General features: G+C 44.7%; 23 protein-coding genes and 3 pseudogenes. 7 read left to right on the top strand and 19 right to left on the bottom strand.

All coding sequences use genetic code 11. The features are described from left to right. Position 1: 1 nt before the first annotated feature. The 6 genes and pseudogenes from hscB to trmJ all read right to left on the bottom strand — a co-directional run bounded on the left by hscB (position 2) and on the right by trmJ (position 3,833). The gene (gene hscB, locus K5609_RS07645) at positions 2-520 is read right to left on the bottom strand and encodes a co-chaperone HscB (protein ID WP_221076646.1); all 519 of its coding nucleotides are present in this window, start codon (positions 518-520) and stop codon (positions 2-4) included. 12 nt (positions 521-532) lie between these two features. Further along, complete coding sequence (gene iscA / locus K5609_RS07640; RefSeq protein ID WP_163132517.1) at positions 533-856, bottom strand: iron-sulfur cluster assembly protein IscA; 324 nt, start codon at positions 854-856, stop codon at positions 533-535. Between the two features lie 18 nt (positions 857-874). Further along, positions 875-1,258, bottom strand: a complete 384-nt coding sequence (gene iscU, locus K5609_RS07635; protein WP_163132518.1) for a Fe-S cluster assembly scaffold IscU — start codon at positions 1,256-1,258, stop codon at positions 875-877. 31 nt (positions 1,259-1,289) lie between these two features. Then, positions 1,290-2,503: pseudogene (locus K5609_RS07630) on the bottom strand (IscS subfamily cysteine desulfurase). Positions 2,504-2,538: 35 nt separating this feature from the next. Continuing rightward, entirely contained in the window at positions 2,539-3,012 is a 474-nt protein-coding gene (gene iscR / locus K5609_RS07625; RefSeq protein ID WP_016401238.1) for a Fe-S cluster assembly transcriptional regulator IscR, read from the bottom strand. Positions 3,013-3,101: 89 nt separating this feature from the next. After that, positions 3,102-3,833, bottom strand: coding sequence for a tRNA (cytosine(32)/uridine(32)-2'-O)-methyltransferase TrmJ (gene trmJ / locus K5609_RS07620; protein WP_221076645.1), 732 nt, complete (start codon positions 3,831-3,833; stop codon positions 3,102-3,104). 171 nt (positions 3,834-4,004) lie between these two features. Between trmJ and suhB the strand changes: the two genes are divergently transcribed. Then, positions 4,005-4,808 carry an inositol-1-monophosphatase gene (suhB, locus tag K5609_RS07615; protein WP_221076644.1) on the top strand — a complete coding sequence of 268 codons (804 nt, stop codon included), beginning with the start codon at positions 4,005-4,007 and terminating at the stop codon, positions 4,806-4,808. Positions 4,809-4,930: 122 nt separating this feature from the next. On the opposite strand, the gene K5609_RS07610 is transcribed toward suhB, so the two are convergent. Further along, positions 4,931-5,299 (bottom strand): 2Fe-2S iron-sulfur cluster-binding protein, encoded by a 369-nt coding sequence (locus K5609_RS07610; protein WP_221076643.1) that lies wholly within the window; start codon positions 5,297-5,299, stop codon positions 4,931-4,933. A 444-nt stretch (positions 5,300-5,743) separates the two neighbouring features. On the opposite strand from K5609_RS07610, the gene K5609_RS07605 reads away from it, so the two are divergent. After that, positions 5,744-6,283, top strand: coding sequence for a hypothetical protein (locus K5609_RS07605; protein ID WP_221076642.1), 540 nt, complete (start codon positions 5,744-5,746; stop codon positions 6,281-6,283). Here the strand turns inward: K5609_RS07605 and K5609_RS07600 are convergent. The 9 genes and pseudogenes from K5609_RS07600 to K5609_RS07560 form a co-directional block, all read right to left on the bottom strand. Next, positions 6,276-6,545, bottom strand: a complete 270-nt coding sequence (locus K5609_RS07600) for a hypothetical protein (RefSeq protein ID WP_221076641.1) — start codon at positions 6,543-6,545, stop codon at positions 6,276-6,278. The two genes, K5609_RS07605 and K5609_RS07600, sit on opposite strands and share 8 nt — an antisense overlap. A 1-nt stretch (position 6,546) precedes the next feature. Continuing rightward, positions 6,547-6,918, bottom strand: a complete 372-nt coding sequence (locus tag K5609_RS07595; protein ID WP_221076640.1) for a rhodanese-like domain-containing protein — start codon at positions 6,916-6,918, stop codon at positions 6,547-6,549. A 49-nt stretch (positions 6,919-6,967) separates the two neighbouring features. After that, a complete protein-coding gene (gene secF, locus K5609_RS07590; protein ID WP_425514835.1) occupies positions 6,968-7,918 on the bottom strand; it encodes a protein translocase subunit SecF in 951 nt (316 codons plus the stop codon). 10 nt (positions 7,919-7,928) lie between these two features. Continuing rightward, positions 7,929-9,782 carry a protein translocase subunit SecD gene (gene secD, locus K5609_RS07585; RefSeq protein WP_221076639.1) on the bottom strand — a complete coding sequence of 618 codons (1,854 nt, stop codon included), beginning with the start codon at positions 9,780-9,782 and terminating at the stop codon, positions 7,929-7,931. 28 nt (positions 9,783-9,810) lie between these two features. Continuing rightward, complete coding sequence (gene yajC / locus K5609_RS07580; protein WP_163132527.1) at positions 9,811-10,146, bottom strand: preprotein translocase subunit YajC; 336 nt, start codon at positions 10,144-10,146, stop codon at positions 9,811-9,813. A 104-nt stretch (positions 10,147-10,250) separates the two neighbouring features. Continuing rightward, entirely contained in the window at positions 10,251-11,375 is a 1,125-nt protein-coding gene (gene tgt / locus K5609_RS07575) for a tRNA guanosine(34) transglycosylase Tgt (RefSeq protein ID WP_152779321.1), read from the bottom strand. Between the two features lie 87 nt (positions 11,376-11,462). Then, positions 11,463-12,508, bottom strand: a pseudogene (queA, locus tag K5609_RS07570) (tRNA preQ1(34) S-adenosylmethionine ribosyltransferase-isomerase QueA). A gap of 76 nt (positions 12,509-12,584) precedes the next feature. Then, positions 12,585-13,535: a S1 family peptidase gene (locus tag K5609_RS07565; protein ID WP_221076638.1), complete on the bottom strand. Its 951-nt coding sequence runs from the start codon at positions 13,533-13,535 to the stop codon at positions 12,585-12,587. Between the two features lie 4 nt (positions 13,536-13,539). Continuing rightward, entirely contained in the window at positions 13,540-14,193 is a 654-nt protein-coding gene (locus tag K5609_RS07560; RefSeq protein WP_246611957.1) for a SanA/YdcF family protein, read from the bottom strand. A 207-nt stretch (positions 14,194-14,400) separates the two neighbouring features. Here K5609_RS07560 and K5609_RS07555 point away from each other — a divergent pair, with 207 nt between their 5' ends. After that, positions 14,401-14,937: a cytochrome b gene (locus tag K5609_RS07555; RefSeq protein WP_221076637.1), complete on the top strand. Its 537-nt coding sequence runs from the start codon at positions 14,401-14,403 to the stop codon at positions 14,935-14,937. A 71-nt stretch (positions 14,938-15,008) separates the two neighbouring features. Here K5609_RS07555 and K5609_RS07550 read toward each other — a convergent pair whose 3' ends face one another. Beyond that, the gene (locus K5609_RS07550) at positions 15,009-17,393 is read right to left on the bottom strand and encodes a helicase-related protein (RefSeq protein ID WP_221076636.1); all 2,385 of its coding nucleotides are present in this window, start codon (positions 17,391-17,393) and stop codon (positions 15,009-15,011) included. Between the two features lie 169 nt (positions 17,394-17,562). Here K5609_RS07550 and K5609_RS07545 point away from each other — a divergent pair, with 169 nt between their 5' ends. Then, positions 17,563-18,615, top strand: coding sequence for an aldo/keto reductase (locus tag K5609_RS07545; RefSeq protein WP_221076635.1), 1,053 nt, complete (start codon positions 17,563-17,565; stop codon positions 18,613-18,615). Between the two features lie 118 nt (positions 18,616-18,733). Here K5609_RS07545 and K5609_RS07540 read toward each other — a convergent pair whose 3' ends face one another. Together K5609_RS07540 and K5609_RS07535 are read right to left on the bottom strand one after the other, a co-directional pair. Beyond that, positions 18,734-20,185: a DUF2867 domain-containing protein gene (locus K5609_RS07540; protein ID WP_221076634.1), complete on the bottom strand. Its 1,452-nt coding sequence runs from the start codon at positions 20,183-20,185 to the stop codon at positions 18,734-18,736. A gap of 568 nt (positions 20,186-20,753) precedes the next feature. Further along, complete coding sequence (locus tag K5609_RS07535) at positions 20,754-21,629, bottom strand: helix-turn-helix transcriptional regulator (protein WP_221076633.1); 876 nt, start codon at positions 21,627-21,629, stop codon at positions 20,754-20,756. 91 nt (positions 21,630-21,720) lie between these two features. On the opposite strand from K5609_RS07535, the pseudogene K5609_RS21725 reads away from it, so the two are divergent. From K5609_RS21725 to K5609_RS07525, 3 genes and pseudogenes are all read left to right on the top strand, one after another. After that, positions 21,721-22,577: pseudogene (locus K5609_RS21725) on the top strand (glycoside hydrolase family 43 protein); the annotation flags it as partial. An 87-nt stretch (positions 22,578-22,664) separates the two neighbouring features. Beyond that, a complete protein-coding gene (locus K5609_RS21720) occupies positions 22,665-23,330 on the top strand; it encodes a beta-xylosidase family glycoside hydrolase (protein ID WP_246611990.1) in 666 nt (221 codons plus the stop codon). A gap of 173 nt (positions 23,331-23,503) precedes the next feature. Continuing rightward, positions 23,504-23,869 carry a hypothetical protein gene (locus K5609_RS07525; RefSeq protein ID WP_221076632.1) on the top strand — a complete coding sequence of 122 codons (366 nt, stop codon included), beginning with the start codon at positions 23,504-23,506 and terminating at the stop codon, positions 23,867-23,869. The last annotated feature ends 112 nt before the right edge of the window (positions 23,870-23,981 follow it).

Below are 23,981 nucleotides of genomic sequence, written 5' to 3'. Positions count from 1 at the left end.
ATTAATAATCTAAGATTTTCTCTTCCAGTTGAAGCAGCTGCTGTTGCAGGCGTGCATAGAATTTGAGCTTACGAACGTCATCAGCCGCTAACTCAAAATTTTGCTCATTGTAGGCTTTTTCAAAGCTTGAGCTCAAGTCACTTCGTTGCTGCTTCAACAACTTAGAGAAGTCATCAATAGCCTCTTCAGGATCGGCAGCCTGTTCAATCTCTGCGAGTTGCTCTCTAAGTTCCATTTGACTCATTAAGAAAGCAACATCGTTGATGGTTTGCTGCTCACCGCCTAGTTCTAAGCCTTGCAGGCTCAATAAGTATTGTGCGCGGCTAAGAGGATCTTTAAGCGTTTGATAAGCATCGTTAATTTGAGCGGCTTTTTGCATAACTTGAGCTTGGCGTTGGCTTGACTCAGCAGCAAATTTATCGGGATGGTATTGTTGTTGTAACTCTCTGTAGCTATCAGCTAAACCGGCTAGGTCTAGCTGATAAGACGGAAGTAGAGAGAATAGTTCAAAATGATTCATAGCGTGTTCCATTTAAACGCTAAAGCTCTCTCCACAACCACATTCGCCATTCACGTTAGGGTTGTTAAATACAAAGCCTTCGTTCAAACCTTCTTTAACAAAGTCTAATTCCGTGCCATCGATATAAAGTAAGCTTTTTTCATCTACGATGACATTAACACCGTGGCTTTCGAATACTTTGTCGTCTTCAGCTAATTGGTCTACAAACTCCAAAATATACGCCATGCCCGAACAACCAGAGGTTTTAACTCCTAGGCGCACACCAGTGCCTGCGCCTCGGTTATTCAGAAATTGGCCTACATGCGTTGCTGCAGCTTCAGTTAGTGATACAGCCATGATGACTCCTTAAATCTACTACGCGTTTTTCTTTTTGTAATCAGCAATGGCAGCTTTGATGGCATCTTCAGCCAAAATTGAACAGTGAATTTTCACTGGTGGCAATGCTAACTCTTCGGCGATATCGGTATTTTTAAGCTCTTGAGCTTCATCTAAGCTTTTGCCTTTAACCCACTCGGTAACCAATGAGCTAGATGCGATTGCTGAGCCACAGCCATAAGTTTTAAAACGTGCGTCTTCAATTACGCCTTCGTCGCTTACTTTAAGTTGTAGTTTCATCACATCACCACAAGCGGGTGCGCCAACCATACCGGTGCCAATGTGGCTATCGTCTTTATCTTCGAAAGCGCCAACGTTACGCGGGTTTTCGTAATGATCAATTACTTTTTCACTATAAGCCATGATATCTCTCCAAATCCGTTATTTATTTTACTTAGTGGTGTGCCCACTCAACTTGGCTCAGGTCTACGCCGTCTTTAAACATGTCCCAAAGTGGAGACATTTCGCGAAGTCGGCCGATGCCTTCGTTAATCACTTTAACTGCGTAATCTATTTCTTCTTCAGTAGTGAAGCGACCAAAAGAGAAACGAATAGAGCTGTGTGCTAGTTCATCATCTAAACCTAGTGCTCTAAGCACGTATGACGGTTCTAAGCTCGCAGAAGTACATGCAGAGCCAGATGAAACAGCTAAATCTTTAAGTGCCATAATCAAAGACTCACCTTCAACATAAGCAAAACTTACATTTAAGTTAGCCACTACGCGTTGGTCAAAATCGCCGTTTACGTAGGTTTCTTCAATATCTTTAATGCCGGCCCAAAAACGATCACGCAAGGCGTGAATATGTTCGTTATCTTTTGCCATGTCTTGCTTAGCGATGGCAAAGGCTTCACCCATTCCAACAATTTGGTGAGTTGGCAATGTGCCTGAACGCATACCACGCTCATGGCCGCCACCGTGTACTTGAGCTTCTAAACGAATACGCGGCTTGCGTTGTACGTATAATGCGCCGATACCTTTTGGCCCATAAACTTTATGAGCCGAGAAAGACATCATGTCTACCGGAAGATCTTGTAGGTCAATCTCAACTTTGCCAGCGCTTTGTGCGGCATCAACATGGAACAAGATTTTACGAGAGCGACATAGCTCACCAATCGCTTTAATGTCTTGAATCACGCCAATTTCGTTGTTCACATGCATAATAGAAACAAGAACAGTATCTTCGCGTAACGCTTCGGTTAGAGTCTCAAGACTAATAACACCATTGCTCTCAGGGTCTAAATAGGTCACTTCGTAACCCTCTCGCTCTAGTTGGCGACAGGTATCAAGCACAGCTTTGTGCTCAGTTTTACAAGTGATGATATGCTTACCTTTTTATTGTAAAAGTGAGCAGCGCCCTTAATAGCAAGGTTATTTGATTCTGTAGCACCCGAGGTAAATACAATTTCACGTGGGTCAGCATTCACTAAATCGGCTATTTGATTGCGGGCAATATCTACAGCTTCTTCTGCTTGCCAGCCAAAACGGTGTGAACGTGAAGCAGGGTTACCGTAAATACCATCTACGCTAAGGTATTGCATCATCTTTTCGGCAACACGAGGGTCAACAGGTGTGGTTGCAGAATAATCAAGATAAATTGGTAATTTCATTAAAGTTCTCCGTTACTACTCGGCGAAAGCGAGCGTCATAAACTAATTTGTATCGTGTTGTTATCAACGTGCTGAAGTTGGTCTTGGTTATGCGCTACATTAACAATTTGTCGCTCACGCATTAAGCCACCTAAGCTTATATTATCCAAGAAGTCGGCAATTCTTTCACTTAAGTCATTCCACAATGAATGAGTAAGGCAAGGTTTGCCACCTTGGCAGTCTGCGGAGCCGTGGCAACGTGTTGCATCAATCGACTCATCAACAGCGTGGATCACCATGCCTACTGCAATATCATCAGCGTCCATACCTAGGCGATATCCGCCACCAGGGCCACGCACGCTGGTTACTAAGCCATGTTTACGTAATTTTGAAAACAGCTGCTCCAAATAAGACAAAGAAATACCTTGTCGCTCAGAAATGTCAGCTAAAGAGACCGGCCCTTCTTCCATATGAAGAGCAACATCTAACATCGCTGTAACTGCGTAGCGTCCCTTAGAAGTCAAGCGCATATCAAACCCATTTATCCCGTGAACTTGGTCACAATCTTTCCATAACCTACTAATTTAGTCAAGTATAAAACCTAGTAAATTAGTCAGGTTTATTTTTCAGGCTTTGAAATATGTTTATCAAAAGAGGTTAAAATACCGCGCATTACATTAAGCTCTTGTTTTTCCATGCGAATACGATTAAACATTCGTCTAACTTTTTCCATCACCTTGCCGGGATGTGGCTTTATAATGAAGCCAGAGTCTGCGATAGATTGCTCAAAATGCTGGTAAAAACGCTCTAGATCGTCGGCATGTGGGTAAGCTTCTGGGGCAGCTTCAGGATGGGTGTTTTGTAAGTCTAAGTAAGCCATACGAACTTCATAACACAATAGTTGAACAGCCATAGCTAAATTAAGGGAGCTATATTCTGGATTAGCCGGAACACAAACGTGAAAGTGGCATTGCTGTAACTCGGCATTATTTAAGCCGCTATTTTCACGACCAAATACAATAGCGACTTTTGCATCGCGTGCTTCATTAGCTAATTTTACGCCGGCTTCTCGCCCATCAACCATCGGCCAATCTAAAGTTCGAGAACGGGCACTGGCGCCAATAACTAGCTGACAGTCTGCAACTGCTTCTGATAACTCTGAGACAATTGTGGTCCCACCAAGTACATCTGCTGCACCAGCAGATAAGGCTACCGACTTACCATCAATTTCCGCTTCTGGAGCCACCAAGCACAAATCGCTAATTCCCATGGTTTTCATTGCTCTTGCTGCAGAGCCAATATTGCCACTATGACTAGTGCCAACTAAAACCACTCGAACATTTTCCAACATTACTTTTACTTCACCCTAAATTTGTTGCGCGGGATTGTAACATAGCCATAGCCTTAGCAGCTAGATTGGAAAAAGTTTATCTGGAGTGCCTATAATCAATTGTGTTTAATTTTTGTTTTCCCTATAATCCGGCGGTTATTTTATGTTCTTTCTACAAATTGGTGGTAATTCATGCATGCTATGCTAAACATAGCGGTTCGCGCTGCGCGAAACGCGGGTAAAGTTGTAACTCAAGCTTATGAGCAATTAGATAAAGTTGAAGCGACAGCTAAAGGCGCTAACGACTATCTTTCAAATGTTGCTGCCGCTTCAGAAAAAAGCATTACAGACACTATACGTAACGCTTTCCCAGAGCATTCTTTCGTGACCGAAATGAGTGGTTTAAGCAAAGGCACGGATGACGAATATCAATGGGTGATAAACCCGCTGGATGGGACCACCAATTTTATCAAAGGCATCCCCCATTTTGCTATTTCAATTGCATTACGAGTTCGTGGTAAAACCGAACATGGCGTAGTGTACGACCCGCTACGTAACGAACTTTTCGCCGCTTCGCGTGGTAAAAGCGCACAGTTAGATGGCTACCGCTTACGAGTTAACAAAGCCAAAGACTTGGAAGGTACCTTGGTTGCCACTGGTTTCCCTTATCGACGCAAACATTACATGGAAAGCTACATGGCGATGTTTGGAGCCATTTTTGCAGAATGTAACGATATTCGCCGCAGCGGAAGTGCAGCTCTAGATTTAGCTTATGTAGCTGCAGGCCGTCATGATGGTTTCTTTGAACTAAGTCTAAAACCTTGGGAAATAGCGGCTGGTGAATTACTTGCCCGTGAAGCTGGCGCTATCGTAACTGACTTTAGTGGCAACACTGATTTTTACCAAAGCGGTAATGTGGTGTGTGCCAACCCTAAAGTATTAAAGCACATGCTTTCAACGATTCGTCCTCACCTAACTGACGCCATCAAAGGCTAAGTTCTGAGTTCTAAGTTCTGAGTTCTATTAGTACCCTTAAAAACCAGCAGCTTTTAGCCGCTGGTTTTTTGTATCAACGATTAGCTTAGCTAAGCAAACTCAAAGCTTTGACTTTGCTTATTCTACGCTCCGCCAGGTTCACCAGTGAAGTTAACTAACAGATCTTCGTCGGTCACTATCGCCTGACAAGCTAAGCGATATTTTGGTGGTAGATCACTCACTGAAGCTCTTTCAGCATCCTTATCAGAGAGCTTACCGATACTTTTCAGTCCATCACGTTCTTTATCGGTAAGCATTGCGCCTTTTACACGCTCGCCATCCAAATGTGTCACTTCAACCAAACATGAGCCACATCGCCCATCTTTACATTCATGAGGGATCTTCACGCCGTTATCTTCAGCTAAACCTAGTAAGGCATCGCGCTTACCAGCGACAGCAGTCACTTTTTTGTTTTTACGCATGACCGGAGAAGAAAAATACACAGTAGCCATATTGTTTTCCTTTTAATTAATGATAAGTACTCAGTTTGACAACAACATGTGCTCTGTAAAAACAACGCAGTCAGGTGCAATTAATAACTTCATAATGATTTAATCAGCAGTCAATCGGCTGATACACGCTTACACAATAAGTCAAACTGCTTATCCACATTGCAAGCGTTACGCCAGCAACACAGCTATCACAATCCGGCTAAGTTCTTGAATTCCTGATAAACTCTCTAAAAATACAACTAACAAACAATAACTTAAAAACACCGTGGCAAAAATCATATAAAAGTTAGTTCAATATGGATCAGACCAACTAATCTAGCGATTAGTGTTAAGCAGACAATTTGCTTTATATGCGACAATTTTCAACTATAGTTGATCACTGAATCATGAGCAGACAGACAATCATTTCCCGCTTCTAATAGCCAACAAACTAGAGAGAAACAAATGCGCCGTATCTGGATCCTATTGTTAACTTTTTATTGCCAATATGGCTTAGCTACTCAGCTCACAGAACAACAGCTAGAAGTTTGGTTTGCAGCCAGTAAACAACTACAGCCAATAATAGAGAAGATAGAGCAAGAAAATACTCTGCAAGACCTAGAAAACCCAGGCGAACTAGCTGAACAAATGATTATTCAGCTAAACCATAGTTCTCATGCGGGTAAAGTAAAAGACGTCCTCAGCAAGTACGATTTAGATCTTGAAAATTGGGCCGCAACCACCGAAAAAGTGGTATTTGCCATGTTAGCGGTGAATTTTGAGGAATATATACCGCAGCTTGAGCTCTACGAAAATATGAAAAAAGAGCTATTAGAAAATCCCGAACTCACTGCCGAAGATAAGCAGCAGCTAATGGAATCTTTCGAAACAGGGGATCAGTGGTTCACTCAACTACAATCCGTGCCCCAAAGTGACATAGACTTAATAGCACCTCAAGTCTCAAAAATCAGCAAAGAGCTTGGCTGGGAGTTTGACGCTAACTAGCTCCTAAATCAAAGCTATCTGAACCTAACTCTGCACGTTCTAACTGCAGCTCAAGAAAAGCAATGCGCTTAGCAAACTCGCCTAATAGCGCATCTTTAATCGTTAATAATTCAAGCATTTGCGTAGGTTCTCGCCACTCAGGGAAGTCACCTTTGGCTTCCGCCTGCTCAAACGCCTGTTCAGCCTCAAGCTTATCGAAGAAGTAATAGGTATTCTCTACAATATCAAAGGCATAAATTATCGGACTAACGTTATCTGTCATGCTAAGCACCTTCTAAGGGATAACCCGCTTCTTTCCAACCACGAATACCGCCATCCATTGAAATGACATTGGTATACCCCATTTTCACTAAGTTGTCGGCACTCAACGCCGAACGGAAGCCACCACCACAATAAATAACGATCATGGTATCTAAATCAGGAATGGCCGTTTCTACGTCGCGCTCCATAACACCACGCCCCATATACTTCGCCATTGGAATACGACTTTTTTGCCATTCATCCTGCTCGCGGTTGTCAATCAAGGTAAACGCTAAACCTTGGTCTAGCCATTGTTTTACTTGGTGAACATCACACTCTTTAATACGACTGCGACAATCATCAACCAGTGTTAAAAAACGGGAATTATGCGCCATAGCTTCTTCTCCTTAACAACAAAAAACCCGCCGAAGCGGGTTTAAATAATTATGCGATAGGGTCCTGGTCGGCACCTTCTTTCTCTTCGATTTCTTTGGGCATAAAGTCTTCTTTCTTAATGCCTAAGTACAATGCCAGCGTGCTAGCAACGTAGATAGAAGAGTGAGTACCAATAAACACACCAAACAACAATGCCGTAGCAAAGTTATGAATTAACTCACCGCCCAACATGAACAATGAGACTAATACCATGATGGTGGTTAACGAGGTAACAATAGTACGGTTTAAGGTTTGTGTTAAAGAAACATCAATAATCTCTTCTGGGTCACCTTTGCGTAGCTTACGGAAGTTTTCCCGGATCCTATCTGATACAACAATGGTATCGTTCAAGGAGTAACCAACTACCGTAAGTAACGCTGCAATTACCGTTAAATCAAACTCTAGCTGCAACAATGAGAACAAACCTAGGGTTGCTATTACATCGTGTGCCAAAGCTAAAACCGCTCCTAACGCCATGCGCCATTCAAAACGCATTGCCACGTAAAGTAGGATACAGCCAAGTGCAGCAATAATCGCTAAACCGCCCTGCTCCGCTAATTCTTTACCTACAGTTGGCCCTACATACTCAATCCGGCGCATTTCAACGTCTGCGTCTACTTCACTACGAAGCAGACCCATAATGCTGTCACCTAAGTGTTGGCTATCAATACCTTCACGCGGCATCATTCGCAGTAGTACTTGAGTTTGTGAACCAAAGTACTGTGCAACGATATCAGGGTAGCCGTTGGTACCCATCACTTCTCGCACTTCTGTAAGATCTGCTGGCTGCGAAAACTCTACCTCAATCAAAGTACCGCCAGTAAAGTCGAGGCCCCAATTGATTTTGTTAATCGCCAAGCTAGCTACCGAAGCCACCATCAGCAAAACAGTAAACCAAATAAATGGTTTGCGGTGCGACATGAAGCGCACGGTGCCTTTTGGTCTAAATAAATAAAACACGTCGTAGCTCCTAGATAGACAGCTTGTCTATTTTCTTACCGCCCCATACCCAGTTAACAATAACTCGAGTACCTATAATGGCAGTGAACATAGATGTCGCAATACCAATCGCCAGCGTTACCGCAAATCCTTTGACCGCGCCGGTACCAATTGCAAAAAGAATTAATGCAGTGATAAAGGTGGTGATGTTGGCATCAGAAATCGTTGAAAGTGCGTTGCTGTAACCGTAGTGAATCGCCTGTTGAGGGCTGCGACCGTCGTTTAACTCTTCACGAATACGCTCAAAGATAAGCACGTTTGCATCAACCGCCATACCAACCGTTAATACAATACCAGCCATCCCCGGCAAGGTTAACGTAGCGCCAGGGATCATCGACATGACACCGATAATAACTCCCACGTTAGCCACCAAGGCAAAGTTAGCCACTAAGCCAAATTTACGGTAGTAAAGAGGCATGAATACCAGCAGTGCTAACAAACCAACCACAATAGCCATAAAGCCTTTGTCGATATTATCCTGACCTAAGCTTGGACCAACCGTGCGTTCTTCAACAATTTGAATCGGTGCGATAAGCGCACCAGCACGTAAAAGTAGCGCTAGGTTTTGTGCTTCTGCAGGAGAATCAATACCAGTAATACGGAAGCTGCGGCCAAGGCGTGATTGAATCGTAGCAACGTTAATTACTTCTTCTTGACGCTCTAGAATCGTTTTACCTTCAGCATCTTTATTGCCGGTAGGTTTGTATTCGATAAACAGGGTCGCCATAGATTGGCCAACATTATCTTTAGTGAAGGCAGCCATTTTGCTACCACCTTGACTATCCAAACTAATGTTAACTTGAGGGCGGCTGTATTCATCAAAACCTGACTGAGCACCTACAATGTGGTCACCGGTTAGAATAACTTGGTTACGTAATACCACTGGTGAGCCATCAACTCGCTTAGCAAGCTGTGAGCCAGGAGGCACTCGGCCTGCTGCTGCATCACGCAAGTCAGCGTCGGTATTCACCATACGGAATTCCAGCGTAGCGGTTGCACCTAAAATCTCTTTAGCGCGAGCGGTATCTTGAACACCCGGCAACTGCACCACAATACGCTCAGAACCTTGTCGCTGTACCTGTGGCTCGGCAACACCTAACTCATTTACCCGGTTACGGATAATGGTAATATTTTGCTGCAGGGCATACTCGCGAGTTTCTTTAAGCTTCTCTTCAGTCATTTTAGCGCTAAGGCGGAACTGGTCACCTTGGCTAGCATCACTGAACTGGTATTCATTGTATTTGCGGTCTAAAAAGCTAATGGCTTTATCTAGGGTGGCTTCGTCACGAAAACGAACTACCACAGAATCACCTTGTGCTCTTACCCCTGCATAACGCAATTTTTCTTCACGTAAGTCGCTTCGAAAATCTTGAATCATGCCTTCTTGGGCTTTACTTATCGCCGCATCCATATCCACTTCCATTAAGAAGTGAACACCACCACGTAAGTCCAAACCAAGCTTAAGTGGGCCAGCGCCAATGGCGTCTAACCAACCCGGCGTTGCAGGAGCGAGGTTTAAGGCAACGATGTAATCGTCACCAAGCAAATCGTGTAATAAGCTTTTTACTTTTAGCTGGTCAGCATCATTACGTAAACGTACTAAAGCTAAACCATCTTCGAAAGCAACAGAGCGAAAGTCGATAGACTGCTCAGTGAGGAAGTTGCGTATTTCATCTAATTGGGCAAGCTCAACTTGAGCGCCCCGAGTGCCAGATACTTGTACAGCAGGATCCTCTCCATACAAGTTTGGCGTGGCGTAAAGAAAGCCGATGGCAATCACAGCGATTACCATCACGTTCTTCCACCAAGGGTATCTATTTAACAAAATCTTATCCCTAGTGACCGAATAGCGACTACAGCGACTTTAACGTGCCCTTTGGCAGTACCGCTGATACAAAGTCCTTCTTAAGCGTAACAGTAGTGTCATCGCTTAGGCTTAATTGGAAATAATCATTCTCTTCAGAAATCTTAATGATTTTACCCACGAGGCCACCGGTTGTAAGTACTTCATCGCCCTTAGACAGTGAAGACATCAAATTCTTATGCTCTTTAACGCGCTTAGACTGTGGACGGTAAATCATGAAGTAGAAAATTACCGCAAAAATCACCATCATGAAAATCAATTCCATGCCGCCGCCTGCTGTTGCCGCGCCGCCTTCTGCGTATGCTGGAGAAATAAATAAGCTCATTGTTACCCTCATTAAAAATTAAAAACTTAAGACAATCTATACAACTATCTTATTAAATGGAGACTGAGCAAGCAAAAACAAGGTTTTACTTGCTCAATCGAGCATTATTCCGCCAAAGGTGGGACTTCACGCCCCAATTTTGCGTAAAACTCTGCTACAAAATCGTCTAACTTACCGGCTGCAATTGCGCCACGTAACCCTTCCATCAAGCGTTGGTAGTGACGCAGGTTATGAATGGTATTCAAACGAGCGCCAAGGATTTCATTACACTTGTCTAAATGATGCAAGTAGGAACGAGAATAATTTTGACAAGTATAACAATCACACTCTTTATCCAGTGTATTTGTATCTTCACGGTGACGTGCGTTGCGGATCTTTATCACGCCTTCGCTGGTGAAAAGGTGACCGTTGCGGGCGTTACGAGTTGGCATTACACAATCGAACATGTCCACGCCTCGGCGCACACCCTCTACGAGATCTTCTGGCTTACCCACACCCATTAAATAGCGCGGCTTATCCTCAGGCACTTTATGCGCCACATAATCAAGGATGCGGTGCATGTCTTCTTTTGGCTCACCAACGGCTAAACCGCCAATTGCATAACCATCAAAGCCGATATTGGTTAAGCCTTCCAAGGACACATCACGCAGGTGCTCATAAACACCACCTTGGATAATGCCAAACAAAGCATTTTTGTTTTCCAACTCATCGTGACGCTGGCGTGAGCGCGCTGCCCAACGTAAAGACATTTGCATCGACTTGTCCGCTTCTTCTTCGGTTGCAGGGTAAGGCGTACACTCGTCAAAAATCATTACCACGTCAGAACCCAAATCATTTTGGATTTCCATGGATTTCTCGGGCGTTAGAAAGATTTTATCGCCGTTTACTGGATTGCGAAAATGTACGCCTTCCTCAGTAATGTTGCGAATATCGCCAAGACTAAATACTTGGAAACCGCCTGAGTCGGTAAGAATAGGACCTTGCCAATTCATAAAATCATGCAAGTCACCGTGGGCTTTCATCACTTCTTGGCCAGGTCGTAGCCATAGGTGGAAAGTATTACCAAGTAATATCTCGGCTCCCGTTGCACTGACTTCTTCTGGCGTCATGCCTTTTACGGTACCGTAAGTACCGACCGGCATAAACGCTGGCGTTTCTACTGTGCCGCGTTCAAACACCAAACGGCCGCGACGGGCTTTACCGTCTTGTGCCAATAATTCATATTTCATAACTTACCTCAGATCGGAAAAACAGTCCGATTCAGATTGCTTCAAATAAGCGATTAGATAATTGTCGAATCGCCAAAATAAGGTTAACTAATCCAGTTTACGTTCAATAAACATGGCATCACCGTAACTAAAGAACCGGTAGCGCTGGTCAATAGCAGCTTGATAGGCCTTGGTGACATTATCTTTACCAGCAAATGCCGAAATCAGCATAATCAATGTTGACTCAGGCAGGTGGAAGTTGGTGACCATGGCATCCACCAACTCAAATTGATAACCGGGATAGATAAAAATGTCCGTTTCGGCGGCATAAGCTTGCAACGCTTGTTGCTTGGCTTTGGCATCTTTGGCCGCGCTTTCTAAGGAGCGAACCGAGGTTGTTCCCACTGCAATCACTCGGCCACCAGCCGCTTTGGTTTTGGCGATTTTGGCCACAACGTCCTCGCTAACTTCGGCGTATTCAGAATGCATCACGTGCTCATCTACCGACTCAACTTTCACTGGCTGAAAAGTGCCTGCTCCAACATGCAAAGTAACAAAGGCAATGTCTGCACCTTTGTCTTTAATTTGCTGCATTAAGTCATCATCAAAATGCAGGCCAGCAGTTGGCGCAGCAACTGCACCAGGCTTTTCGTTATACACCGTTTGGTAACGCTCTTTATCTGCGTCTTCGTCGGGTCTATCGATGTAAGGTGGTAATGGCATGTGGCCGTAGGCTTCAAGCAGCTCTAACACCGTTCGCGGGTCATCAAAACGCAATTCAAATAAAGCCTCATGGCGGGCTAGCATAGTGGCATCAAAGGCATCAGACAAACGTAAAGCACTACCTGGCTTAGGTGATTTAGAGCAGCGAACGTGCGCGAGCACGCGGTGGTCATCTAATACACGCTCAATTAATACTTCTAGTTTGCCGCCACTTGCCTTTTGGCCGAACAAACGTGCAGGAATAACCCGTGTATTGTTAAACACCAACAAATCATTGCGTTGAATGTGTTCCAGTAAATCGGGAAACTGCTGATGTTTTAACTCGCCAGTATTGCCATCAAGACATAATAATCGGCTATCGCGACGTTGCTGTTTTGGGTAACGAGCAATGGTTCATCGGGGAGTTCAAAAGAAAAATCGGCAACACGCATGGGGCTAAAACTCTGTGGGCTATTCAATAATAAACAAGGCCGCAATTTTAGTGATTGCGGCCTGTAATAGCAAGGATTAGCGCTTGAAACACTGCGCTTTACTAAGCCGCCGTATTAACAGCAGAGGAAAGCTTAAAATCAATAACCACCAACTTGCCCCACCACCGCTAGAACTGGGTGTGTCGGCTATGCTGCAAACTAGGCTGCTATCGCCAGCAATACTGGCGGTATCGCTTATCCAAGTACATACCGTGCCGATGTCAGCATAGACGCCTGCACTACCTTGGCAAGACAAATTGCCCCAGCTAACCAAGCCTAATAAACGGTGCTGTTCCTGCTCTTCAATAAAAACCGGACCACCACTATCGCCCGAGCAGGCGTCTTGGTTGGTGCCATAGGCACAAAACATTTGCTCAGTTATTGATGAAGCAGACCACTCATCTGCGCAGCGCAGCTCGCTATACAAGCTCAAATTACCTTGCTGCAGCACATCTGGGTAAATAGGGTTAAGCGGGTCGGTATTAGTACGGCCAAAACCAACCACCGACATAAAGCCGCCGATATTTAAAGCGTCGGTCACTTTATTCGCGTTGAGAATAACTGGCGTAATGGTTTGTGGCTCGGCTAAACGTAACAAACTTACGTCATAGTCAAAAGCTGGGCCGCTATCAGAAGGATTCACATAGCTTGGATGCTGATATACCTCACTCACTTGTAAAGCATCCGGATGAGAACTATTGGCAAACTGATAGTTCCCCAATAACACCGTTACTTGCGAAGCAGCAATAGTTCGATCAAAGCGGCTACCATCGTGAGTACAATGAGCGGCAGTAAGCACCCACTGCTCGCCAATTAATACTCCGCCACAGCGAGAAGAACCAAGGAATACTTGCGCCATCCATGGGTAGTTAGTGGGTGCATCATTGCCACCAACAATAAACGGTACAATCTCGGATTCAGCTTTAAGCGAAGCGCTAAAACTCAACAAAAAGGACAAAACCACTAGCCACACTTTTGTATTTTTCATTTGCTTATTCTTGGTTAATTTCACGAGTGGTGACCTGTTCTGGGTCACCCAAAAAATGCGGCTCAGTTTGCAACACATGCAAGTCAATTAGGGCTTTACTTCGTGCCAATACTTCACGTAACCTAACTCGCCAATGAAACACCTGCGGGGCATCATCCACCACATAACCATAAGCTTCAATGCCATATTGATTAGCGATGTACAAAGCCCGCTCTACGTGAAACTGCTGAGAAACAATGACTAAGGCCTGCTGGCCAAACACTTCCTTGGCTCTCACTATAGAATCAAAAGTACGAAACCCTGCATAATCTAAAGCAATATGTTCACGTGGCACGTTCAAACGCAGCACGTCATTTAACATGGTTATAGGTTCATTATAATAGCGGGTGGCATTGTCGCCACTTAAGATTAAGGCTTGCACCTTATTAGTGTGATAGAGCTTAGCGGCAGCCTCAACCCTAAAGGTATAATAGGTATTTAAGCGCTTACCTACGTATTTGCTGGTTCCTAGCACTAAAGCAACCGGTTGCGCCGGCACTTGCTGCATATCTCGGAACCACTGACCTGAGACCTGACTAGAAATGTAACGGTCAATGGCCACAAGGCAAGACAACACCACGATAACCATCAGCAGCAACACGCCAAGGAATCGTTTCAATGCAAATACTCCGCCCATAAACCTCTATTGATGCCATGCTAGCATAGCCCAACAAGTCAACCCAGTAGTCAGATCGCTTTCGTTTAAAAAAGTTTAATCAACAATACCTTGGCAACTTATAATGACTACGTAAAGAAGCGTAAAACTATTTACATAAGCAGGTGATTTGCTAATTTAAGCCACAATTAATGTAATGGTATTTATTATATGAACATAACAAATAGCCCCCAGCGTTTCGGCCTAGTCAGTAAACTTATTCACTGGCTAATGGCTTTGCTCATTTTAAGCTTAATTGCGATTGCACTTTATATGGACACCTTACCGAGAGGACCAGAAAAATTTCAGTTATTTGATTTACATAAAGGCTTAGGCCTTATTGCAATAGCAGCCATAGCAATTCGAATCATTTGGCATCGCGTAAGCAAAGTGCCAGCTCCGATTGGTGAAGGGATTAAGCTAACAATGGCCCACCTTGGGCACCTCGCTTTATATTTGTTAATGTTGGCAATGCCCATTTCGGGCATGATGATGTCGCTGGCGGGCGGACACGATGTTAAGTTTTTTGGTTTGTTTACCATCGCTGGTTTTGCGGAAAAGAACGTGATGCTTAACGAGCTTGGAGCCTCAGTTCACCACTACGCAGGGCAACTACTTTATGTTGTGATTACAGGGCACGTATTGGCTGCGCTTTATCATCACTTCATCTTAAAAGATGACACGATTAAGCGAATCACCTCTAAATAACTGAGCGTTCGGCACTCTTCGACTTGCTCGCAGATGGCGCTTAGCGAACTCTGCGAGCTAGTTAGCAAGCGCTAAGTCAGAGCCACTCGCTTGCTCGCTTTAACATAAAACACCCGCCAGCCACTCCAAGAAGGTAACTCCCACCGTTTCGGGCCCGCCTTACGGCCTCCCGAGGCATAGTGAACAATTACCTGTTTAGAGCCTGCTTTATATTCAACCTCAAGTTTAAGATCGGCCAATGCTAAGTAGCGTGGGTAGCGTTGCTCAAAGTCATCACGTTGCCACTGGGGAATGCCCTCGAACAGCAAGTCGCTAGCTTCGATTAAACTAAAATCTTCCGCGTTTTCTACGCCTAACAAAGCCAATTGTGTGCTCAACCATTCTAGCGGCTCTACTTTGCCCCCTACTCCTCCGCCGTGTTTTTCGCCAAGGCTTACCCACAAATTCCAAGCAGCCATATCTTGAATACAATCAAGTTGGCTAAAGCCAGACTGTTGATTAGCAAGAATCCGCTTAGCCAGCGCAAGGCGGTAGTCTTCTGCGCTTAAGGCGACTTTCTCGCTGCCTATTACCCTGCCTGCGTACACACGTTGCATTAGCTGAGAGCCATCAGCAGCAACATTCGTTTTGCTTTCTAGCTCGCCATAATCATGTTTTACCAATAGCTCTATGTTAATTGGTGCTAAGCACAAACCGATGTTATTTAACTGCTTTACACCTCGCCCGGGTAAACTATAAATATCGAACACTACTGCAGCCACTTGTGCGTCATCAATTAAGCTTTCTCTGCCAATTTGCAGCTCAGTACTACCATTCCCCATTGCGTTGGTGCGTTTTTCGCGCCTCACATAGACCAACTCCTTCGCTTCACCAAGCAAAGCTTCAAGTAATGTGTCGCGGCTATAGTTTCTGGCTTCAGCAAGATCATCCAAGGCCATTACCGAGCGCAATTGCTCTGCCAGTTCCTGCGCTTGAGTTAAAGCTTCTTGGTTAACCGATAGCTCATCTGGCCACGTTTTTCCTCGCAGCAAATCGAGAGTGATACTCATATCGCAGTGCAAAGGCTGCCATTGGCTCAATACTTTTAAGCCATATTCTGATTTTGGCTTTTGAAATAGAGCGCGATTAATGCTTAAGGCAGCCGCCAAATCGAGCATAGCTTCACGCTCAGCGCCTTCAGGAATTAGATTAACCAAATGAGAGAAATAGCTATCAATTGGCAAGGCCAATAAACGCTGGCCATGTTGGCTTAAGCAATCATCGACTTTTAAAGCCTGCATTCGATTAAGCCGCTCAGTTGCAATGCTTAATGACTTTTCAGGTAATCTTTCAAGCAAGTGAAGTTTTGCTAGGGCGCGATGACAGCTCGCTGCAAATAACATCGGTTCTAGCAGCTCTTCACGCTGCAATTGCGGCGGAGTTACGCTTTCTAGTGGGGCAAACTCTCCCCACAAACGATAGCAATGCCCAGCACATACACGCCCGGCTCGGCCGCGCCGCTGCTCGGCACTGGCGCGCGACACCCGCTCTAAACTCAAAACCGTTCTGCCTGCGCGCTGCTTGGTGCGTCGCTCCAAGCCAGAGTCAATTACACTGGTGATTCTGGGAATGGTTAAACTGGTTTCAGCAACGTTAGTCGCCACAATAATTCGTCTAATCCGCTGTTCATTGCTGTTGTCTAATAGGGTTTTTCGCTCTAGCGCAGTAATACTTGCGTGCAGTGGCAATACTTCTGCATCAAGCCCACTCAAGCTAGCTTGGCAGGCTTGAATCTCTGCCCGGCCTGGCAAAAATACCAAGATATCGCCTTCATCTTTTATTAAGGCTTTGTGTACAGCCTGCTTAACCGACTCAGTGACACGTCGACTATCCGGCAAATGATGAGACTCTCGCGCTTCATAACTCACACTCACCGGAAATTCCCGCCCAGTGGTTTTGAGCACCTTAGCGGCTAAATATTCACTTAACTTATTACCTTGCAAGGTAGCAGAGGTAACCACCAGTTTAAGAGGTAAAGACTTAGCCAAAGCCAATAACAAATCAGAATCCCAACGGCGCTCATGAAATTCATCGATAATCAGCACGGCATAGTCAGCAAGTTGATTCTCAGCCAACCAACGCAGGGCAATCCCAGGAGTCACAAAGGCAATGTTGGTATCTTCATTGACGCTTGAATGGAAGCGAATCGAATAACCCACCTTATAGGGCGATCCGCTTAACGCCAGCTGCTCAGAGACATAAGCCGATAAAGCTTCACAGGCTATCCGCCTTGGCTGCACCACCAGCACCTTACCTAAACTAGCTGCCCACACTGGCAAACGGGTGGATTTACCCGAACCTGTGGCTGCCTCTACCACCAAATTGTCGCGTGCGAGTTGCTCAACAAAACGCGTTTGTAGGGAATCAATAGGTAATGATGAGAGTTTGTAGTTGCCCACGAAAATCCAATAGCTCATTTAAAACTTTGGCATAGTACCTTTAAGCCAATGTTATCGCGAATACTAGCTGTGTGACCGAGTTTTACTAACACCAAGAATTAGTCACAAATAGTATTTGTACTTGCTTTCACAATTAGCCATCACCTAAGCTAACTGCTTGTGCGCTAACCCAATTAATGGACCTAACATGAATTTTTCTAAACTTGGCAGTAGTAACTTATCGGTTTCGCGAGTGTGCTTAGGCAGTATGACCTGGGGCCTACAAAATAATCAGCAAGATGCGAATCAACAGATTGATTATGCCCTCAGCCAAGGGGTTAATTTTATTGACACTGCAGAAATGTACGCGGTTCCCCCTTCTCCAGATACCTACGGTAAAACCGAAGCGATTATCGGTAACTGGATTGCTGCCAATAAGCAAAAACGTAACGACCTAATTATTGCTACTAAAATCGCCGGTGCCGGCTTGCCTTGGGTGCGTGAGGGCGGCCCAATTAATAGTGAAGAAGTGGTTGCCGCAGTTGATGCTTCCCTGCAGCGCTTGCAAACCGACTACATTGATTTATACCAATTGCACTGGCCTAACCGCTCTACCCCGCACTTTGGCAAACATTGGCCGAACCAGATTCAGCCAAGCGCGATTGATGCAGCTGACCACCAAGCCCAGATGCTAGATATACTGCAAGGCTTGCAACGCTGTATTGAAGCCGGAAAAATTCGCCATTGCGGCTTATCTGACGATACTCCTTGGGGAATAAATACTTATCTTAAGTTGAGCGAACAACATAACTTGCCACGCATGGTGTCGATTCAAAACGAGTTTAGTTTGTTACATGCTAAAGATTGGCCGTATTTGATTGAGAACTGTGTGCAAGAAAACATTGCTTATTTACCTTGGTCACCCTTGGCCAGTGGCATGCTAAGTGGTAAATACGCTAACGGCGCTCGCCCTGAGGGTAGCCGCTGGACCTTTATGCAGCGCAACGGTATTTTCCGCGACACCGAGCTCGCTCATAAAGCCGTTGCCGCCTATGCCGACCTAGCTGCACATTATGGTTACACAGCTGCGCAATTAGCCTTAGCATGGTGCGATCAAGTTGATGGAGTAAGCTCTACAATTATTGGTGCAACAAACATCCAGCAGTTGGAAGAAGACATCGCCGCATTTGCTAAACCCTTAAGCGAGCAAGCTCTGGCTGATATAAGCGAAGTATTTAAACGCTACCCAGCGCCTTACTAAGATCTTTTAATCCACCATTAACGCTTGTTGATGGTGGAATAATTTCACTTCTAAGCCCGCTGCCTATAAATATCTAGCGAGATTTTTCTTTGAGTAAAGACTAGCGAGCAACTAGCGTTCATTGCTTTTCCTGTTGCTCACTTGATTGCTGATATTGCTCTGCTAGTTTTGCCATATTTTTGGTCATGCCCCACAATAGCCAGCCATGCCAAGGCGCAAAAAAATACCAATATACTAAGCCCCAAAAACCAGCCGGATGCCAATACAAGGCAACTTCCAATTGGTGTTTATTCTCAGCCAAGGGGTCGATACTAATTTGCATACCGCCACCACCGGGCGCTTTCATACCAAAGCGCATCACTAAGTATTCATTTTCTTCAACACTTAATATGGTCCAAGAATCGACTCTCTCGCCTACGGTTAATTTGCGATAATCACTGCGACCATGTTCGCGCCCGGTGCCGCTTACCACGAAATCCATCCATTCGCGCATTGCCCACAGAACATCTAGATAAAAGTAACGATGCTTCCCCCCCAACAAATTGATCACTCGCCAAATATTTTCAGCAGAGGCATTAACCGTGACAGTTTTCTTAGCCGCTTTGGCGTAAAAGCCATGTAATGAAGAAAAATTTCTGAAGGTGGGAACCCCATCCTGCCAGCGCTCAGGGTAAGTATGTACTTGCTCCTCTTCAAACACCTGAGCAATCGCATCATCAATTGACATTAGCTGTTGCGGGATTAAGCCACGTAATACTTCGGGCTTGGCCTCCAACTGCTCAGCTAATCCAGCAATCAGGGCTTTGGCCAAGCTTTGTGGAACAGAGGTAATTAAACCTAATACGGCGCAAGCTAGCTTTATTGGCAAGCCCGGTAGCACCAATATTTTTATCGACTTATTTAAGTGCTTAGCAATGCGCAACATAAGCTGGCGATAGCTTAACCATTCTGGGCCGGCCGCATCTAATACCATGCCTGCCGTTTCTGGCATGTTGGCGAGTTTAACCAAGTAATGCAGCACGTTTTTCAAGGCAATTGGCGGGGCTTGAGTCTCAATAGCTTTAGGAACAAATGCCAAAGGCATATGGCCCACCAAATCTCGCATTACCTCAAAAGCTGCAGAGCCAGGAGTAATAATAATGCCTGCGCGTAACTCAGTAACGGCTACGCCACTTGAGGCTAAAGCTTCACCGGTAGCTATACGCGCCAGCATGTGTTCCGATTTGGGTTTAACCGAGACCAAGCTGCCCATGTAGATGATCCGCTGGACCTTGGCTTTGGCTGCTGCATCAGCCAGATTTTTCGCGGCATGCGCCTCTAGCTCACCATGTGCTTGACCGTCACTCATTCCATGCATCAGGTAATACACAAGTTCTATATCTTCCAGCGCATCTGGCAGACTGCTAGGCTCAAGTAAATCTAGGGTAAAACGCCGACAACTTAATTCTGACCAAGGCGCTGGTTTATTTGGGTCGCGTGAACTAACACTCACTTGATGGCCAGCGCCGACTAAGGCCGGAACCAGCTTTCGGCCAATGGTACCCAGCGCTCCAATAACCAGAATTCGCATTTAACAACCCTAATCTACTGTTAATACCAATCGTACTAAGTAATTGTTCATTCTATCTGGTTAAAATACTCGATAACTGCGTTAGAATTTTGATTGTAGAATAACTACTTATCGAAAAATCCTGCCTTATTCTCGAGCATTTTTCCTGCGATATTTCTGATCCCTTACTTAGTGTGATTGGTATAAATTTGTTAACTACAGCCTAGCTGATTTTCCCCAAAACTTAAGAGAAGTTTTTCTAAGCAGCTAAAATAACAGTATTTTCTAGCTGGATGATGAAGGTTAACTAACAAGGCTGGGAGGCTGCAACTTGCAACAGTTTAATGTTTATTGATGCACTCCAAAATTATAGCGGATTAGCTATTCAGTCTTACTTAAACTCTGGATAAAGAAGTGACGATAACTCTGCAATCCAGTACTTAATCTAGCTTCATGTTTCTAGCGAAATAAATTTGCTTAGTTCAAGGCGAAGCTGCGCGCCAATAGCTAGCCTATTGCAAGTAGCTTCAACACCGAAATAAGTAAAAGTAGCCGCTAGAAACCGGTTTATTATCTCGGTTCAGGTTACCTAGCCAAAAGACAACACGGTTTGCGTGGACTGGCGAAACTGACCAGGGGAAACGCCCATTACCTGCTTGAATTTGGCGCAAAAATAGGCGCTATCAGAAAACTCACAGGCATAAGCTATTTGAGTAATGCTTTGCTTGCTATCACTGAGCATGGCCACAGCGGTATTGATCTTCCGCTTCAGTAAATAATCTTTATAATTTTGGGCAAACAAAGACTTAAATACCCGCGAGAAATGGTACTTAGACATGCCGCAAATATTTGCCGCTTGCTGCAAGCTTAAGTTAAGTGTTTGATGGCTTTCGAGATGGTGAAGCAAAGGAATGATTTTAGCCAAACCCTTATTTTCTTTGAGTACTGTAGCGCTCTGCTCATTACTAAATTGACCACTTTGTTGCTGCCCTGCCAAAAACAAAAACACGCTGCGTAATAAGCTATGCGCTAAGTTCCGACCATCATTGTTATTATCAACAGATTCTAACCAAGCAATTTGACTGTGCAAAAAGCCCGCTTGCTGCTCAGATAATTGCATCACTAAGGGTTTATCTAATTGAGAGCTCACATCTAGCAAGGCCAACTCACTATACAAATAACGCTGAAACTGCAGCAGGCTAAACTCTCGCTCATCACCTTGCATCTCCACTTCATGCATTGCTAAAGAAGGAATGAATACCAAGGCGTTGTCGTTTAACCCTATAGTTTGACCATCTATCCCCACCAGCCCTTTAATCTTTTTGAACAGCATGATTTCGCCCAACATGTGGAAGTGAGTTGGGATGGCTAAACTAGGTTCATCAATAATATGAAAACGACGTAAATAGTAGGATTTACCTTGAGGAAGATGGATGTTTTCAAAACTGAGAGGATGCGCAGCCATAGTAGCAATTTTTTTATATTTTAAAGCTTATAAATTACATATAAGCAAGATTTAAAGCAATAAATTACCAGTACAAACTTTAGGAGTAACTATGGCTACTATCACTAATCCAATTCTTACTGGTTTTCGTCCCGATCCGTCAATCATCCGTGTAGGAGACGACTACTACATTGCTACCTCTACGTTTGAATGGTTTCCCGGCATTATGCTCCACCATTCAAAAGATCTAGTGAATTGGCGGATTATTGGCCATGTACTTAACACCGTAGAGCACCTAGATATGCGCGGTATGGATAACTCCGAAGGTGTCTATGCTCCGCCTTGAGTTACGCCGACGGCAAGTTTTGGTGCTGTTTCTCTAACGTGCATTCTTGTCGTGGCGGTACTTGGATGTCTACTCCCAGCTACGTGGTAAGCGCCGAAGACATTCGCGGCCCATGGAGTAAACCTGTATCTATAGGTAATTATGGCTTCGACCCGTCACTGTTTCATGATGACGATGGCAAAAAATACATGGTAAACATGGTGTGGGATGGCCGCAAAAAAACTGACTTTTTTGGTGGTATTGTTCTGCAAGAATTTGATGCCGAGTTAGGCCAGCTAGTTGGCGAAGAAAAAATAGTTTTTAACGGTACCAAGCTGGGCTGTACTGAAGGGCCACAAATTCTTAAAAAAGATGGCTGGTATTATCTTATCACTGCAGAAGGCGGTACATCCTACGACCATGCAGTCACTGTTTGCCGCGCCAAAAATGTTTGGGGCCCCTATGAGCTTCACCCAGAAAACCCAATTTTAACATCTCGCCACCAAGATGATGCCGAATTGCAACGTGCGGGGCATGGCTTTTTAGTAGAAACGCAAAATGGCGAATGGTATTTATCGCATCTTTGTGGCCGCCCAATTAGCGACCCAGAAAATTCTAAAGAGACATCAAAATATGCCCAAGGTCGCTGTACCTTAGGTCGAGAGACCGCGTTACAAAACGTAGAGTGGCGTGATAACTGGCCATATGTTGTAGGCGGTACAACCCCAAGACTGGAGATCCAAGCACCAAAACTAGCGGCTCAACCTTGGCCGGTTGAAGCGATCCGTGATGACTTTGATAGCAGCGAACTGGCGGTAAAATATCAGTCTCTAAAAGACCCATTTGAAGAATCGTGGATATCCTTAAGCCAGCGTCCAGGATATGCCCGACTAGTTGGCCGAGACTATTTATACTCGCGCTACAACCAGAGTCTATTAGCCCAACGGGTAACCGCATTTAATTGTGTAAGTGAAACAGCGCTAGAGTTTGCCCCTCGTTCACCTCGCCAAATGGCAGGATTAGTCGCTTACTATTCACGTGGCGGGCACTACTTTTTAAAGACCTCGTGTAACGATGTTGGAGAGCAGATTATTCAAGTGGTGGGTGACATTGACGACAAATATCAAGAGTACACCGACGAACTAGTCATTGGCCGTTGCGAGCGCGTTTATATGCGCCTAGAGCAAAACACTCACTGGTATCAGTTTAGCTACTCACTGGACGGTACAAGTTGGCAAACCATTGGTGAGCCGCTCAACGCTACTCACTTGTCTGACGAAGGCAGTAATGATGTTTTCCGTTTCACTGGATCGTTTGTTGGTTTATTCGCTTGTGACCTCACCGGCAAACACATTGCGGCAGACTTTGATTACTTCGACTACCAAACATTGGATTAACCCAATTAAACTTTAACTAAGTGGCGCTACCTAGTTGGCTAGGTAGTGCGATCTAACTCTTAGTTTCAACCATTGAACTAAGTATAAAACGGTTATTTTGATTTAAATCAGTATCTTGCTTTATAGAGCTTGCCACACTCGCTGCATCATTTTTAAGCACTATGCAGGTTCTAATGCAATCTTCAATTCGTTGGTTTCTCGCGCCCTGTTGTATCTGCTTTGTGCTAAGTGCTGCTCACTTCTATCATGCTCACCAACAAATTTACGTTGCGCTATGCATTATGGGATTGTTTAGTATTTTGATTCGTCACCCAATTTGCTTACGGCTTAATCAATGTGCCATGTTGCTACTCACTGCCGAATGGATTAATACCATCGCAGAAATCTACGTTGTTCGCAGCGCCTATGACCAACCTTGGTTACGCATGGCATTTATCCTTGGTGCTGTTGCCTTGCTGCACCTCGCCACAGCCTTGTTGTTTCAGCATTACAAAATTCGCCGCTACTTTGGTTACCCCAGACAGTTTTTGTTTCGCTAACGCAGTTGGCTTGATACTAGATCTAGAGCAGTAACTAAGGGTTAATCTACTTTCTACGGCATCTATCTATTGAGTCGACATCAATAACCTTACAGCTCAATGAGGGCTGCAT

The sequence above is a fragment of the Agarivorans aestuarii genome, from assembly GCF_019670125.1.
Classification (GTDB): Bacteria; Pseudomonadota; Gammaproteobacteria; order Enterobacterales; family Celerinatantimonadaceae; genus Agarivorans; species Agarivorans aestuarii.
Note: the sequence above shows the minus strand (reverse complement) of the source record. Positions and strands in the feature narration are given on the sequence as shown.

What these genes read in the sequence shown, in the direction of transcription:
- hscB (WP_221076646.1), bottom strand. Translation starts at nt 520, where the DNA reads ATGAATCATTTTGAACTATTCTCTCTACTTCCGTCTTATCAGCTAGAC.
- iscA (WP_163132517.1), bottom strand. Translation starts at nt 856, where the DNA reads ATGGCTGTATCACTAACTGAAGCTGCAGCAACGCATGTAGGCCAATTT.
- iscU (WP_163132518.1), bottom strand. Translation starts at nt 1,258, where the DNA reads ATGGCTTATAGTGAAAAAGTAATTGATCATTACGAAAACCCGCGTAAC.
- iscR (WP_016401238.1), bottom strand. Translation starts at nt 3,012, where the DNA reads ATGCGCTTGACTTCTAAGGGACGCTACGCAGTTACAGCGATGTTAGAT.
- trmJ (WP_221076645.1), bottom strand. Translation starts at nt 3,833, where the DNA reads ATGTTGGAAAATGTTCGAGTGGTTTTAGTTGGCACTAGTCATAGTGGC.
- suhB (WP_221076644.1), top strand. Translation starts at nt 4,005, where the DNA reads ATGCATGCTATGCTAAACATAGCGGTTCGCGCTGCGCGAAACGCGGGT.
- K5609_RS07610 (WP_221076643.1), bottom strand. Translation starts at nt 5,299, where the DNA reads ATGGCTACTGTGTATTTTTCTTCTCCGGTCATGCGTAAAAACAAAAAA.
- K5609_RS07605 (WP_221076642.1), top strand. Translation starts at nt 5,744, where the DNA reads ATGCGCCGTATCTGGATCCTATTGTTAACTTTTTATTGCCAATATGGC.
- K5609_RS07600 (WP_221076641.1), bottom strand. Translation starts at nt 6,545, where the DNA reads ATGACAGATAACGTTAGTCCGATAATTTATGCCTTTGATATTGTAGAG.
- K5609_RS07595 (WP_221076640.1), bottom strand. Translation starts at nt 6,918, where the DNA reads ATGGCGCATAATTCCCGTTTTTTAACACTGGTTGATGATTGTCGCAGT.
- yajC (WP_163132527.1), bottom strand. Translation starts at nt 10,146, where the DNA reads ATGAGCTTATTTATTTCTCCAGCATACGCAGAAGGCGGCGCGGCAACA.
- tgt (WP_152779321.1), bottom strand. Translation starts at nt 11,375, where the DNA reads ATGAAATATGAATTATTGGCACAAGACGGTAAAGCCCGTCGCGGCCGT.
- K5609_RS07565 (WP_221076638.1), bottom strand. Translation starts at nt 13,535, where the DNA reads ATGAAAAATACAAAAGTGTGGCTAGTGGTTTTGTCCTTTTTGTTGAGT.
- K5609_RS07555 (WP_221076637.1), top strand. Translation starts at nt 14,401, where the DNA reads ATGAACATAACAAATAGCCCCCAGCGTTTCGGCCTAGTCAGTAAACTT.
- K5609_RS07550 (WP_221076636.1), bottom strand. Translation starts at nt 17,393, where the DNA reads ATGAGCTATTGGATTTTCGTGGGCAACTACAAACTCTCATCATTACCT.
- K5609_RS07545 (WP_221076635.1), top strand. Translation starts at nt 17,563, where the DNA reads ATGAATTTTTCTAAACTTGGCAGTAGTAACTTATCGGTTTCGCGAGTG.
- K5609_RS07540 (WP_221076634.1), bottom strand. Translation starts at nt 20,185, where the DNA reads ATGCGAATTCTGGTTATTGGAGCGCTGGGTACCATTGGCCGAAAGCTG.
- K5609_RS07535 (WP_221076633.1), bottom strand. Translation starts at nt 21,629, where the DNA reads ATGGCTGCGCATCCTCTCAGTTTTGAAAACATCCATCTTCCTCAAGGT.
- K5609_RS07525 (WP_221076632.1), top strand. Translation starts at nt 23,504, where the DNA reads ATGCAATCTTCAATTCGTTGGTTTCTCGCGCCCTGTTGTATCTGCTTT.